The following is a 14217-nucleotide window of genomic DNA, read 5'->3' on the forward strand; positions in this document are numbered from 1 at the left end:
TAAAAGAGGCAACATGGTACCACATAGTTCTGATGATGCGAGAGGGTCGCTGTACATAGTTGCGACCCCAATTGGTAATCTAGACGATTTCAGTAAACGAGCTGAGCAAACTTTACGGGATGTAGATTATATCGCCGCAGAAGACACACGTCATACTCGGCGTTTACTCAACCACTTTGGTATTGAGGCTAAGCTATTTTCTATTCATGACCACAATGAAAAAGACAAAGCGGACTATGTTGCGAGTTTATTGGATGAAGGTAAGAGTGTTGCTTTGGTGTCCGATGCTGGCACGCCATTGATATCCGATCCTGGCTATCATGTCGTACATGCTTTGCGTGAAAAGGGTCACAAAGTCATGCCGATTCCTGGAGCTTGTGCTTTGATCGCTGCGTTATGCGCTTCAGGTTTGCCGACCGATCAATTCTTTTTTGCAGGGTTTGTCCCGGCTAAATCAAAAGGACGTTGTGACCTTTTTGAATCATGGAAAACGCAAGCGGGGACGGTGATTTTTTATGAATCAACGCACCGAGTCTATGACTCCATTGCCGATGTGCAAAAAGTGTACGGTGACGATGCCCAATTGGTTTTGGCACGCGAAGTCACAAAAACCTTTGAGACATTCTTGTCCGGCACGGCGTCTGAGATTCTTGCTATGTTCGACGAAGATGCGAACCAAATGCGTGGTGAGTTCGTGGTCATGCTGAGTTTTACGCAAGAGAGCGGCAACGAAGCGGAATTAGAAGCGAAGCGTATTTTGACGATTTTGTTAGAAGATTTACCGGTTAAGCAAGCGGCAGCGATGGCAGCAAAATTAACTGGTGAGAAGAAAAATTATCTCTATAAAATGGCCTTGGAAATGCAGGGCGCTGAATAATTCCAGGTTGGCACTTTAGACTGGGTTGATGATCGTTTTAAACAGACGGACAAAAAATCCGTGTTTACTTGGCGATCATAGTGAGTATACTCAGCGCTACTTGTCGGAGTGCCATTTGGCTGAGATCGCATAATTAAATGCGGGATCCGCAGAACCTGATCGGGCTAATACCCGCGTAGGAAACAAGAAAGTCTCCATTTTTTCTTATCTGCATCGAATGAACTCCTGATTTTTATGGATCCGATGCGGCCTTATTGTATTAGCCTCTTCCTCTATAATTTCAGGGTTCGTGTTTTGCTATGAACGCCTAAAGTGCGTTCGTGCGCTAAACAGCACCCAGACAAGCAATTCTCCATTTTTATAATAAGGGAAGTGCTCATGTCGACCACGAATGAATCCAACAATAAACCTGTAACCATTTCTAAAAAACAGTCTCGTGAAGAGTCACGCCAAGCGGCAAAATCTTTCATTGAATCTTTACAAGCCAAGCCTTTTCCCGCGTCTGAACGCATTTATTTGACAGGCTCAGACGATTCCATTCGCGTCCCTATGCGCAAGATCAATTTGACCGATACGCCAATTGGATCAGATCCTGATAATCTAACGTTTGAACCCAATGAAGCGATCTATGTTTACGATTGCTCTGGCCCTTATGCGGATCCTCAAGAACACATTGACGTTTATCGTGGTTTAGCACCAATGCGTGCTTCATGGATCGAAAAGCGTGGAGACACGGAAGTATTGCCTAGTGTGTCATCAGAATTCGCGCAGTCACGATTGGCCAATTCGGCACTGGATGACTTGCGTTTTAAAGCGTTGCCAACAGTCCGTAAGGCACGCCAAGGTAAATGTGTCACGCAAATGCATTACGCCCGTCAAGGAATCATCACACCAGAAATGGAATACATCGCGCTGCGTGAAAACCAGAATATCGACGCGATTAAAAGTGAATTGTTATTGAAGCAGCATCCTGGTCAAAGCTTTGGCGCGAACCTTCAAACGCGCATAACGCCAGAATTTGTCCGCGAAGAAGTCGCAAAAGGCCGCGCCATCATTCCAAATAACATCAATCACCCTGAATCTGAACCCATGATCATTGGTCGTAACTTCTTAGTAAAGGTGAACGCCAACATTGGTAACTCTGCTGTTACGTCTTCCATTGAAGAGGAAGTTGAAAAGCTAGTGTGGTCGACTCGCTGGGGTGCGGATACCGTGATGGATTTATCGACGGGGAAAAATATTCATGAAACCCGCGAGTGGATTTTGCGAAACTCACCTGTGCCCATAGGTACCGTACCGATTTATCAAGCATTAGAAAAAGTAGACGGTGTCGCGGAAGATCTTAACTGGGATGTTTTTCGCGATACTCTGATTGAACAAGCGGAGCAGGGAGTCGATTATTTCACCATTCATGCCGGTGTTTTGTTGCGTTATGTGCCAATGACGGCCAAGCGTCTGACAGGGATTGTGTCTCGTGGTGGCTCTATCATGGCGAAGTGGTGTTTGGCTCACCACAAAGAAAGCTTTTTATACGAACGCTTCCGAGAAATTTGCAAACTTTGTGCGGAATACGACGTGGCCTTGTCATTGGGTGACGGCTTACGTCCGGGTTCAATTATGGACGCCAACGACGAAGCGCAAATGTCGGAACTCCGTACCTTGGGCGAATTAACAAAAATTGCTTGGGAATATGATGTGCAAGTCATGATCGAAGGTCCTGGGCACGTACCGATGCAGTTGATCGAAGAGAACATGACGGAGCAGCTGAAACATTGTCATGAAGCTCCGTTTTATACCTTGGGGCCTTTAACCCAAGATATCGCTCCAGGTTACGATCACATTACGTCTGGCATTGGGGCGGCGCAAATTGGTTGGTACGGTTGCGCCATGTTGTGTTACGTGACCCCCAAAGAGCACTTAGGTTTGCCAAACAAAGAAGACGTAAAAGAGGGTTTGATTACCTATAAAATCGCGGCTCATGCAGCGGACTTAGCCAAAGGGCATCCGGGCGCTCAAATTCGCGATAACGCTCTTTCTAAAGCTCGCTTCGAATTTCGCTGGGAAGACCAGTTCAACTTATCCTTAGATCCTGAAACGGCGCGTTCTTATCATGACGAAACCTTGCCGCAAGCGTCAGGCAAGGTTGCGCATTTCTGTTCCATGTGCGGGCCCAAGTTCTGTTCAATGAAGATTACTCAAGAAGTGCGTGATTATGCGAAAGGGCTGGAAGACGCACAAGCCATTGATGTGAGTGCTTTAGAGGCAAGTGATGCGGAAGCAGGTATGCAGCAAATGTCAGAGCAATTTCGTGAGTTAGGCAGTGATGTCTATTTAACCACGGATAAAATTCAAGAAAAGTCGCTGTAAGAGCCAGGAGGATTTATGACTATAAAGCCTCCTGTTATCTGGTGTGTGGGGGGATCGGATTCATCTGCCCATGCTGGATTGCAAGCGGATTTACGCACCGGACAAGATTTAGGTTGTCATGTACAAACGATCGTCACTTGTATTACGGCGCAAAACTCTAAGGAAGTGCAGTCTGTCGAAGCAGTGTCGTTGGCGATGTTTAATCGGCAATGGCAGGCTTTGCTTGACGATGTGCCGCCAAACGCCATCAAGGTGAGCTTATTGCCTACTATTGAGTTGGTGAAGGCATGCGCTCATTGGTTAAGGAAAATGAAAGCCGACTTTCCTCAAGTATCGATCGTGTTTGACCCCGTTATGGCGGCCAGCAGTGAATTGGGAAATCGCCTGCAAAGTACGTCTGTGGGAGTGTGCCTATTACAAAACTTGTTGGCGCAGGTAGATGTAATTACGCCCAACCTTATGGAGTTTGAAACACTGACCGGCGTCTCTGGCGAGCAATCCATTGAAAAGATACATCGTCAGCTTGCTGCGTATTTTGCCTTGTCGCCGTCGCGCTGGTTATTAAAAGGCGGGCATGGGGTGTCAGATCAGTCGACTGATTGGTTGTTAGATGTGAATTCGATGGTGGGATTTGTCAGTCCGCGATTGTCGGTGAGCAATACACGAGGCACAGGTTGTACTTTATCGACGGCGTTAGTAAGTTTTATGGCTCATGGTTACGATCTTTTAGACGCAATGACCATGGCAAAGGCGTACATCACTGGGGCATTAAAAACGGGTGTTCAAATTGGGAAAGGAGCGGGGCCATTAGGAAGACCCGGTTGGCCGTTGCAAATTGACAACCTCCCTGAGATTGTTTCACCCAATATGAACGCACAGACCTCGACAAACTTGCCTTTTGCCAAGATGGACCTCAATAAAATGGGTTTGTATCCCGTGGTTGATTCCGTGGAATGGCTAGCATTAGTGCTAAAACAAGGGGTGAAAATTGCCCAATTGCGGATTAAGGACCCTCATGATGTAGATCTTGAATCACATATTCAGCAGGCCATCGCGTTAGGTATTGAGCACGACGCCCAAGTTTTCATTAATGATTATTGGCAATTGGCGATTGAGTGTGGTGCTTACGGTGTGCACCTTGGACAAGAGGATCTTGATGTGGCCGATTTGGTACAAATCCAAGCGGCGGGTTTGCGACTTGGTATCAGTACACATGGGTATTATGAAATTGCCCGAGCGCAATCTATCCAACCAAGTTACATCGCGTTAGGTCATATTTTTCCAACGCAAACCAAAGACATGCCGTCTCAGCCGCAAGGTTTAACTCGTCTTGCGCATTATGCAACGTTACTAAAAGGCGTGGTTCCTACCGTGGCTATTGGTGGTATCAGTGCTGAGCGGTTAACGGCGGTGGCGCAAACAGGAGTGGACAGTGTGGCGTTAGTGACAGCCATTACGCGTGCTGAGAATCCAGAATCCGCTACTCGATCACTAAAGGCGTCGTTCGAATGCCGTAACGAGGTGTGGCTATGAAAATTATGCTGAATGACGCGCCATGTGATTTTTTAGGCCACACTCTTTTGGATTTGTTGAGGTATCTGGGTAAAAGGGAGCAGGGTATTGCTATTGCGATTAATCAACAAGTCGTGCCAAAGAGTTTATGGGCAAGTACTGAATTGAACGAACACAGTCAGGTGTTTATTTTTGAGTCTATTGCTGGAGGCTAACATGTCGTCTTTTTTTATTGCTGGGCACGAATTTCACTCCCGGCTTTTTACTGGTACTGGTAAGTACGCCAGTGCGAACACCATGATGGATTCTTTGATTGCCAGCAAGAGCGAATTGGTGACTTTGTCTTTACGTCGTATGGATCTCAAGCAGCAAACGGATAATATTCTTCAGCCCTTGCAACAGCATGGCATGAAACTTTTGCCAAATACCTCTGGGGCAAGAACAGCAAAAGAGGCCGTTTTTGCGGCGGAGCTTGCTAGAGAGGCACTGGAAACGAACTGGGTTAAATTAGAGATTCATCCTGACCCGCGTTATTTGATGCCAGATGGCATGGAAACCTTGTTGGCAGCCGAAGAGTTGATCAAGAAAGGCTTTGTGGTGATGCCCTATGTGCACGCAGATCCCGTACTTTGCAAACGCTTAGAAGAGGTGGGGTGTCAATGTGTGATGCCGCTGGGCTCACCTATTGGTTCCAATATGGGGTTGGCAAGTCGACCATTTCTGGAAATTATCATTGAGCAAAGTACGGTGCCCGTGATCGTAGATGCGGGTATTGGTGCACCTTCAGATGCCGCCTTGGCGTTAGAGATTGGCGCCGATGCAGTGTTGGTCAATACGGCAATGGCGGTCGCTAGACAGCCTGCACAAATGGGAAAGGCCTTTCGGCTTGCTGTCGAGGCTGGGCGTATGGCGTATGAATCTGGCTTGGGGGAGCGAAGAGTGCAAGCACAAGCGACGAGCCCATTAACCGAGTTTATTGGGGCCTTGTCATGATGAATGAGCGTGTTCAAAACGTTCGCTTGTTAGAGCAAAGCCCAGCCGTGCCAGGGCAGTTTAGTGAATGTGTTGAAAATACGGATTGGCATGACGTTACGCGCTGTCATCAAGAGAAAACAGAGCACGATGTGTTGCGAGCCTTGAGCAAGAATAAGTTAGATGTCGAGGATTTCGCTGCGTTGATTTCGCCTGCAGCAGAGCCATATTTATTCGATATGGTGGCGAAAAGTGAACAACTGACTTTGCAACGGTTTGGAAATACGCTGAGTCTGTTTGCACCTTTGTACTTGTCCAACACCTGTGCCAATGAATGCACTTATTGTGGCTTTTCTATGAGTAATGCCATTAAGCGCTTAACGCTAAATGAATCGCAATTAGCAAAGGAAGTGGCGGCGATTAAAGCAAAAGGTTTTGACCATATTCTCTTGGTAACAGGCGAGACCAACAAGGTGTCTATGCCGTATTTTGAGCGCATGATTCCGCTGATCAAGCCGCATTTTAGCCAGCTGTCTATGGAAGTACAGCCATTGGACGTAGACGAATACAAGCAACTGCAAGTTATTGGTTTGGATGGTGTGTTGGTTTATCAAGAAACCTATCGACGTAAAACGTATTTGGAGCATCACTTACGCGGCAACAAGTCAAACTTCAATTATCGCTTGGATGCCCCCGATCGAATTGGTCAAGCGGGTATTCATAAGATTGGCTTGGGTGTATTGCTTGGCTTGGAAGACTGGCGTACTGATTCTGTCATGATGGCGCATCATTTGCGGCATTTGCAAAAGCGCTATTGGCGCAGTCGTTTCAGTGTGGCGTTCCCGCGTATTCGTCCTTGCGAGGGAGGCATAGTACCCAAGTCGGTAATTTCTGATCGTCAATTGGTTCAATTGATTGCGGCCTGGCGATTGTTTGATCGAGACTTGGAAATGAGCTTGTCTACTCGCGAATCCCCTGAATTCCGCCATCATGCCGTTAGAATGGGGTTTACTACCATGAGTGCGGAATCTAAGACGCAACCAGGAGGATATGCAGAGGACTCCCAAGAAGCCCTTGAGCAATTTGAAATCAGTGATGAACGACCGGTCTCTGACATTATGGCTATGATTCGTCAACAAGGCCGTGAAGTGGTGTGGAAAGATTGGGATCCTGCGCTGTCACAGGGTTGAGGGATTCAATTGGATGTATTCAACCGACATAACACGTTATGTGCGTAATGCGGCCCCAGCCGTGAAAGCTGGGGCTTTTTTGCTTAGCTGGCTACGGTATTAAATAGCTCAAAATACGTTGGGAAAGTTTTTGAGGTACAGCCAGGGTCGTTAATGGTAACAGGGGTGTCTGAAAAGGCGACCAGAGAAAAACACATGGCAATACGGTGGTCATTGTAGGTATCAATGGCGGCGTTTTGCAGCTTTGGCACTGGTGTTACCGTAATAAAGTCTTCCCCTTCGATAACCTCGGCGCCGAGTTTTTTCAGCTCTGTTGCCATGGCGTACAAACGGTCTGTTTCTTTTACTCGCCAGTTATAAATGTTGCGAATTGTTGTGGTGCCTTTTGCGAATAAAGCCGTTGTTGCAATCGTCATCGCTGCATCAGGGATGTGGTTCATGTCTAAGTCAACGCCGTTTAATTCATTGTGCTCGGCTTCTATCCAAGTTGGCCCATAGGTGATTTTGGCACCCATTTGCGCTAGTACATCAGCGAATTTCACGTCGCCCTGTACGCTGTCTGTGCCTACACCGTGAACTTTGATTTTGCCACCCGCGATGGCTGCAGCAGCAAGGAAGTATGATGCAGAAGACGCATCGCCTTCGACCATGATTTCGCCTGGGCTTTGGTAAGTTTGCTGACCTTTTACCACGAATGCTTGGTAATTCTGGTTTTCCACTTCCACACCAAATTGTTTCATCGCGTGCAGGGTGATGTCGATGTATGGTTTAGACACCAACTCACCATCAACGTTGATGGTGAGATCGTTTTTTGCGAGTGGTGCGCTCATTAGGATAGCGGTTAGGAATTGGCTTGAAATATTGCCTTTAATGGATACTTCGCCACCAGATAAACCGTTTGCCTTGATACACAATGGCGGGTAGTTTTTCTCACCTTCGTAAGCAATGTCCACGCCCAATGCTTGTAACGCGTCCACGAGGTCACCAATAGGGCGTTCGTGCATGCGAGGTTCGCCGTGCAAGTGGAACTCTCCCTTACCTAAGCAAAGCGCCGCAGTTAAAGGTCGCATTGCGGTGCCTGCATTGCCAAGGAATAGATCGCCGAAATCCGCTTTGATCGGCCCGCCAAGGCCTTCTAATACGCAGGTCGTGCCATTGTCTTCAATAGTGTAGTTCACGCCTAATTTGGTTAGGCTCTCTAGCATGTGGCGAATGTCGTCACTGTCTAATAAATTGGTGATTTTCGTAGTGCCCTTTGCCAAAGTGGCTAGCAACAAGATGCGATTTGAAAGGCTTTTGGAACCCGGAATTTGGATCTCTCCATTGGCTTTGGAAAGAGGGCCTAGCGTAATTGAATTCATTATTAAGTCCATCACAGTGGTGTTATGTAGATTGTTTGCTGTTTGTGTTTAATGCGTGTCGCTGCGAGTAAATTATAAGTGTTCGATATTGCGCAAATTGTGTCCGTTTGTTGTGTGGTCGCGTCACTCTATTTAAAGAGGTCAGTCTTGAATGCCAATTAGTATACCTTTGATGGTGGGTTGTGTCAGTTATGTCAATCAACGCGTCGTGCTATTTTTTAGCACGCATCGCCTTTAGAATAAGGCGCATTAAAATAATGATGTCATTAAAGGAGTCAATTTATGAGGCACCAATATCACCCTTTAGGGTTTGAAGGTTCGCGTATCGCTCAGGGTTTTTGGCGAATGAATGAATGGGGCATGTCTGCAACGGACTCATTGGGTTTTATCGAGGCGTGTTTGGATTTGGGTGTGACGACCTTTGATCATGCGGATATTTATGGTGATTATCAGTGTGAAGCTTTGTTTGGCGATGCGTTAAAGTGCAAACCTGCATTACGGGATAAAATGGAGATAGTCACTAAATGTGGGATTTTACTACCGTCTTATAATCGACCAGACATTCAAGTGCATCGGTATGATTATCGCTCTGAGCATATAATAGCGAGTGTTGATCGCTCTTTGGCAAACCTACAATGCGAATACATAGACACCCTGTTGTTGCATCGACCAAGCCCTTTAATGGACGCCGATGAAATCGCACAAGCCTTTGATTTGCTGTTTACTCTTGGCAAGGTGAAGCATTTTGGTGTGTCTAATTTCACGACACGACAATTTGATTTGTTGCAATCACGTCTAGACGCGCCGCTGATTATTAATCAGGTTGAGCTGTCACCGTTGGCGTTGCAGCACTTTGAAGATGGAACGTTAGATCATGCTCAGCAACATGCGGTGACGCCAATGGCGTGGTCGCCATTGGCGGGCGGTGAGTTATTTTCTGCAAAAAGTGAAAAAGCGGTTCGGGTGTTGGCTGTGTTAACGGAATTAGCAGCAAGTAAAGCGTGTTCGGTAGATCAAATTGTCATTGCCTGGTTGCTACGACATCCATCAGAAATTTGTCCGGTGATGGGCTCGGGAAAAATTGAACGATTGGCGTCGCTGGCTGGCGCACAGTCGCTGACGTTGACTGATGATGACTGGTTCCGTATTTGGATAGCGTCTCAGGGGCAGTCTGTTCCTTAATGTTTCGTAAGTCTATGTTTTACTATTTAAAAGCCGCAATTGCGGCTTTTTTTGTATCGGATGTTTTAGCTTTGTTTTTGTCGGTGTAGAAAGTGTGTTGTTTCGTAAGGTGTGACTGAAATTCCTTTTTTATTCTTTATACTTGCGCGATTCAAACTATTGTAGGTGGCATTAAATGAAACAGTACATTGCTATGGGGTTAGTCGTTTTAAGTGGTCTTTTTGTTTTTGATGCTGTGCACGCGCAGGATCTTCCTAAACCAAAAGGTAAAGTGATTCTGACGGTTTCTGGCAGCATCAAAAACACAAATACCGATGCAAACACGGCAGAATTTGACCGTGAGATGTTGTTGAACTTGGAAGTCAGGGAGCTGAATACAGGAACGCCATGGAGTGAAGGGGTTGACTCATACCGTGGTCCATTGTTGCGTTCTTTAATGGCGGCAGTAGGTGCGCAAGCGGGTAATTTGTCTGTAACGGCATTGAATGATTATAGTGCTGTTGTGCCTAGTCAAGACGGCGAGGATTACAATGTTATTTTAGCGATGGATTTAAATGGCACTCCTATGTCAGTTCGTAATAAAGGGCCATTGTTCCTTTTGTATCCATTTAATGAGTTGCCCAGCTTGAACAATGAAGTGATTCATAATCGGTCTGTTTGGCAAATTAAATCCATTCGTGTCGAGTAACGAACGAAATGCAATCTAACGTGACCCTTACACCGCGAGACATAAACCGAAGAAAATCATCGCCATTTTGGATTTTGTTGGTGGCGGCATGCCTATTTATGGGCGCTTCGGTGTTGATTTTTTTTGAATTGGTTGACCGTCAAAAGGTCATTATGTCTGCGGTTGAGGAAGATGCGTTATGGGCGTCTTACCAGTTAGATAGAGAGTCACTGAAGCTAAGAAACGCGTTGAAATTGCTGGAAGAAGATTTCAATGAGGGGCGTTTAGATGAAGCCAGAATGAGGTTTGATATTTTGTACAGCCGAATTCATGTGTTAGAGACAGGCCAGTTAAACGACATCTTCAGTCGTCTACCTGACTCTGAAACACTGTTAAGTTTTTTGCAAAGCAAGATGGCTGAAATGGACGTTCTTCTTTTTTCAGATTCTCCGATGGACACGGTGAATACCATCTTAAATCAAAGCGATGAATTGCTAAAAAAAACAGAAGAGGTTGTGCTTAAAACACTGGCGTCTAGGTCGCGACAAAAGGTCCTAGAGAGAAATGACTCGTTAGGGTTGTTTTTGTATTTGGGGTCGCTGATTGCTTTATTGACCTTTACAATGATTTTTATTATCGCGATGCTGTTTAAACAGCTGAAAGTAGCAAGAAAATCATTTGAGAAATCGCAAAAGTTAGCCGTTGAATTAGAGTCTGCAGTGCACTCGGCGGAAAAAGCATTGAAAGTGAAAACGGAATTTTTGGCAACGATGAGCCATGAAATCCGCACTCCAATGAACGTCATTATTGGGTTTAGTTATTTGTTGCTTGATGATTCTTTGGACAAAAAACAACGAGAAAAAGTAGTCAAAATCCAAAAATCGGCTGACGGTCTGTTAGCGATCATTAATGGAATTTTAGACTTTTCGAAAATTGAGTCTGGCAAGCTGGAGTTAGAGTCTGAAGTCTATAATCTAGATGAAGTTTTGGATTATGTTTACTACAGTAATGAGGAGGCCGCTAAGTCAAAAAAACTAGATTTTCTCATAAGCCGTGACTTTTCCATTAGCAATCAGCTCATTGGTGACAAGGTTAGGCTTCAGCAAATTTTGCTCAATATTGTGAGTAACGCCATTAAGTTCACTCATGCAGGGTCTGTGAGAATGTCATTCAGTTTACTTGGTGATGAATTACACATCGAAATAAAGGATACCGGGGTTGGAATCCCTGATGGTGTGGATGTGTTTGATGTATTTCAGCAAGCCGACAGCAGTACCACTCGGCTTTATGGCGGTACAGGGTTAGGTTTAAGCATTACTCAGCGGTTGGTTGCATTGTTAGGTGGTCAAATTTCTTATGAAAGTACGTTGGGTGAAGGGTGTGTTTTCCATGTACGACTGCCTTATCGGCCTAACAAAGACGTCAGTGGCGTTGAGTTAGAGGCTATTAAGGTCACTTTATTGCATGAAGATGCTGAATTAGGTCCATTGTTTGCCTCTCTCAACATTCCCAATGAAACGGTAAACGCATTTAGCGTTTTGGAGGCTGAGTGCCCTATTGTGGTGAGTGGTAACTGGTATCGTAGCCAAACGGTATTGCAGGATAAAGCGGCCGCTTATTTGGAACAAAAGGCCGTGTTCATTGGAAGTCATATTTCGTTTTTAAAGGGTTCCTCAACAACGGGCCTTGTTACACCTTCGAACTTTAAAAATATTTTGTTTTCACAGAAGTCAAAAGACGATGCTACGGCAAGCGAGATAAACGCTAAACCCAGCCATAAAGAAGACGCGCTCCGAAATAAAGTCATTCTTTTGGCGGAGGACAATAAGATTAATGCGAACATTGCCATTGCGATATTGAAAAAAGTGGGCGCGAAAGTCGATTGGGTTGAAAATGGTCAATTGGCGTGTGAAAAAATCCTTTCGGGCACATACGACTTAATTCTCATGGATATTAGGATGCCGATCATGGATGGTTATCAAGCAAGTCAAAATATTGCGAATGTTTTACAAGAACGTAAACCGCCGATTTTGGTGTTAACCGCGGACACATTTAATATGGAGCCAAGTAGCTTCGCTTCTTACGGCATTGATGACTTTCTGTTCAAACCCCTCGATCCGTATTTGTTGATCGACAAAATTGATACTTGGGTATCAAAAGTGGGTAGAGGTTCTTCTAGTGCTCGCACAACGCAAGTAGGTCAGGGAAACCGTGGTGCGATTGATATTGTTGACATTATTAGGCAACTTGAAAAGCTGGAAACCTGTTTGATGGAAGGCCATTTGAATTCTGAAAAAATGATTGAAGATATCGTTGCGTGTTGTGGTGATATTGAGGGCGTGGATGAACTGAAGTTGGCGATGCATGATGTGGCCTCGTACGATTATCATGATGCAATGTCAAAGGTTGCCATGTTCAAGAAAAGCTTACATTGCGACAGTTTAGAGGGAAATTAAGTGACTAATATAGCGGAAATAGACAGCAAAATGCAGTTGCAAGACAAGCGTGTACTTATCGTTGACGATGTACCAAGAAACATAGATTTGTTGAAGGATATTTTGTCTGAAAGATATCAGGTTCAAATTGCCAAAAGTGGCAAAGTGGCGTTAGACATTATAGAGCGCACCATGCCTGATATCATATTGTTGGACATTATGATGCCAGATATGAATGGGTTTGAAGTGTGCGAAAAGGTGAAGGCGAACCCTAAAACAGCGGATATCCCCGTGATTTTTTTAACCGCTGTAACCGATGCACAACATGAACAAAAAGGGTTTGATTTAGGGTGTGTGGATTTTATTACCAAGCCGATCACACCACTCACTACGCTTTCTCGAGTCGCAACTCACCTAAAGTTAGCAGAAGATAATTTGCGAAATAAACGCATCATTGAACACAGAACCAGAGAATTGGATGATGCTCTAGAGTCGGCTATTGGTATGCTAGGTGAGGTGAGTCAGTTGAACGATACTGACACTGGGGTTCACATGTGGCGAATGGCCGATTACAGTGCGGCATTAGCAAAAGAGATTGGCTGGGATGATGCTAAGGTTGAGCTATTAAAACTAGCAGCGCCATTGCACGATACTGGGAAAGTGGGCATTCCACACGCCATTTTGAAATCGCCGAATAAGCTGACAGAAGATGAATGGGAAATAATGAGACAACATACTGTCATTGGTCATCAAATATTAATCAAGAGTGAAGCGCCCTTGTTTAAATTGGCGGCAGAGGTAGCATTAGCGCACCATGAAAAATGGGATGGAAGTGGCTATCCCTATGGGCTTGCAGGGAAGGATATTCCAGAATCTGCGCGAATTGTTAGCATAGCGGATGTGTTTGATGCACTTACAATGGAGCGTGCTTACAAGCGTAACTGGTCCATTGAAGAGGCCTTTGACTACATTCGCCAATCCTCAGACGCCCATTTTGACCCAGAGTTGGTGGAACGTTTTCTTTCTATAGAAGATGAGCTACGCAAGATTAAAGACAAATGGAGCGCTGTGCATTAAGCCGCAGCGCAACATTTTTTGAATTTCTTGCCTGATCCACACAAACACGGGTCGTTTCGTCCCACTTTCATGGCGTCAGAGTTGATTAGGGGGGTGTTTTTCTGCACATCATGCTCCCCTGAAATATAGAACCACTGTCCTTTTATTTTTTTGAACACAGAGCGCTCGCTCAAGCGGCCAATGTGTTTGCCCTCTTTGAAGTGCGCTGAGAAGGCAACAATGCCGGTTTTGTCTTTTTCTAAACCATCCTCAGTGGCATTCACTTCAAGCTTTATCCATTTAGTATGTTCGTTACTGTCTTGGATGTCTGTGGCCGCTTGACCTGGTTCATCTTGCAGCTTTTGTGTTTTGGCTACGTATTCAAAATCACCAATGGCAAAAGCGGTGTAGCGAGAGCGCATCAGAGTTTCTGCAGTGGGTGCGGTGCCTGGGTTGTTGTGATACATACCACAACACATCTCATATGGGCTTCCTGTTCCGCACGGACAGTTCACTGGGATTGGCATAAATCAACTCCTCTCATCGCCAAATACACTTTAACAAATGCACTTTAAGGTGCGTATAATACTTTTTTTAT

12 protein-coding genes and 1 riboswitch are annotated in these 14217 nt (G+C 45.3%); of the genes, 10 read left to right on the plus strand and 2 right to left on the minus strand.

Features of this window, described 5'->3' with window-relative positions:
* Positions 1 to 13: 13 nt before the first annotated feature.
* From rsmI to thiH, 6 genes are all read left to right on the plus strand, one after another.
* Entirely contained in the window at positions 14 to 877 is an 864-nt protein-coding gene (gene rsmI, locus AABA11_RS06865; RefSeq protein WP_338266491.1) for a 16S rRNA (cytidine(1402)-2'-O)-methyltransferase, read from the plus strand.
* A 94-nt stretch (positions 878 to 971) separates the two neighbouring features.
* Positions 972 to 1076, plus strand: a riboswitch (TPP riboswitch).
* 179 nt (positions 1077 to 1255) lie between these two features.
* Positions 1256 to 3244, plus strand: a complete 1989-nt coding sequence (thiC, locus tag AABA11_RS06870) for a phosphomethylpyrimidine synthase ThiC (RefSeq protein WP_338266493.1) — start codon at positions 1256 to 1258, stop codon at positions 3242 to 3244.
* A 15-nt stretch (positions 3245 to 3259) separates the two neighbouring features.
* Positions 3260 to 4777 (plus strand): thiamine phosphate synthase, encoded by a 1518-nt coding sequence (thiE, locus tag AABA11_RS06875; protein WP_338266496.1) that lies wholly within the window; start codon positions 3260 to 3262, stop codon positions 4775 to 4777.
* Entirely contained in the window at positions 4774 to 4971 is a 198-nt protein-coding gene (gene thiS, locus AABA11_RS06880) for a sulfur carrier protein ThiS (RefSeq protein ID WP_265729350.1), read from the plus strand. The genes thiE and thiS overlap by 4 nt, the downstream gene beginning before the upstream one ends.
* A gap of 1 nt (position 4972) precedes the next feature.
* Complete coding sequence (locus AABA11_RS06885; RefSeq protein WP_338266499.1) at positions 4973 to 5749, plus strand: thiazole synthase; 777 nt, start codon at positions 4973 to 4975, stop codon at positions 5747 to 5749.
* A complete protein-coding gene (gene thiH, locus AABA11_RS06890; protein ID WP_338266503.1) occupies positions 5746 to 6918 on the plus strand; it encodes a 2-iminoacetate synthase ThiH in 1173 nt (390 codons plus the stop codon). The genes AABA11_RS06885 and thiH overlap by 4 nt, the downstream gene beginning before the upstream one ends.
* Before the next feature lie 83 nt (positions 6919 to 7001).
* Here the strand turns inward: thiH and aroA are convergent, their stop codons facing one another.
* A complete protein-coding gene (gene aroA / locus AABA11_RS06895; protein ID WP_338266505.1) occupies positions 7002 to 8279 on the minus strand; it encodes a 3-phosphoshikimate 1-carboxyvinyltransferase in 1278 nt (425 codons plus the stop codon).
* Positions 8280 to 8561: 282 nt separating this feature from the next.
* On the opposite strand from aroA, the gene AABA11_RS06900 reads away from it, so the two are divergent.
* From AABA11_RS06900 to AABA11_RS06915, 4 genes are all read left to right on the plus strand, one after another.
* Entirely contained in the window at positions 8562 to 9461 is a 900-nt protein-coding gene (locus AABA11_RS06900) for an aldo/keto reductase (protein WP_338266507.1), read from the plus strand.
* Between the two features lie 175 nt (positions 9462 to 9636).
* A complete protein-coding gene (locus AABA11_RS06905; RefSeq protein ID WP_265729354.1) occupies positions 9637 to 10149 on the plus strand; it encodes a putative pterin-binding protein in 513 nt (170 codons plus the stop codon).
* Between the two features lie 8 nt (positions 10150 to 10157).
* The gene (locus tag AABA11_RS06910) at positions 10158 to 12584 is read left to right on the plus strand and encodes an ATP-binding protein (RefSeq protein WP_338266510.1); all 2427 of its coding nucleotides are present in this window, start codon (positions 10158 to 10160) and stop codon (positions 12582 to 12584) included.
* Positions 12585 to 13640, plus strand: a complete 1056-nt coding sequence (locus AABA11_RS06915) for an HD-GYP domain-containing protein (RefSeq protein ID WP_338266512.1) — start codon at positions 12585 to 12587, stop codon at positions 13638 to 13640. It begins immediately after the preceding gene.
* Here the strand turns inward: AABA11_RS06915 and AABA11_RS06920 are convergent.
* Complete coding sequence (locus tag AABA11_RS06920; RefSeq protein WP_338266514.1) at positions 13637 to 14146, minus strand: YchJ family protein; 510 nt, start codon at positions 14144 to 14146, stop codon at positions 13637 to 13639. The two genes, AABA11_RS06915 and AABA11_RS06920, sit on opposite strands and share 4 nt — an antisense overlap.
* Positions 14147 to 14217: the final 71 nt, after the last annotated feature.

The sequence above is a fragment of the Marinomonas pontica genome, from assembly GCF_036322735.1.
GTDB lineage: Bacteria > Pseudomonadota > Gammaproteobacteria > Pseudomonadales > Marinomonadaceae > Marinomonas > Marinomonas pontica.

Coding starts and splice junctions, on each gene's coding strand:
- rsmI (WP_338266491.1), top strand. CDS start 14: ATGGTACCACATAGTTCTGATGATGCGAGAGGGTCGCTGTACATAGTT.
- thiC (WP_338266493.1), top strand. CDS start 1,256: ATGTCGACCACGAATGAATCCAACAATAAACCTGTAACCATTTCTAAA.
- thiE (WP_338266496.1), top strand. CDS start 3,260: ATGACTATAAAGCCTCCTGTTATCTGGTGTGTGGGGGGATCGGATTCA.
- thiS (WP_265729350.1), top strand. CDS start 4,774: ATGAAAATTATGCTGAATGACGCGCCATGTGATTTTTTAGGCCACACT.
- AABA11_RS06885 (WP_338266499.1), top strand. CDS start 4,973: ATGTCGTCTTTTTTTATTGCTGGGCACGAATTTCACTCCCGGCTTTTT.
- thiH (WP_338266503.1), top strand. CDS start 5,746: ATGATGAATGAGCGTGTTCAAAACGTTCGCTTGTTAGAGCAAAGCCCA.
- aroA (WP_338266505.1), bottom strand. CDS start 8,279: ATGAATTCAATTACGCTAGGCCCTCTTTCCAAAGCCAATGGAGAGATC.
- AABA11_RS06900 (WP_338266507.1), top strand. CDS start 8,562: ATGAGGCACCAATATCACCCTTTAGGGTTTGAAGGTTCGCGTATCGCT.
- AABA11_RS06905 (WP_265729354.1), top strand. CDS start 9,637: ATGAAACAGTACATTGCTATGGGGTTAGTCGTTTTAAGTGGTCTTTTT.
- AABA11_RS06910 (WP_338266510.1), top strand. CDS start 10,158: ATGCAATCTAACGTGACCCTTACACCGCGAGACATAAACCGAAGAAAA.
- AABA11_RS06920 (WP_338266514.1), bottom strand. CDS start 14,146: ATGCCAATCCCAGTGAACTGTCCGTGCGGAACAGGAAGCCCATATGAG.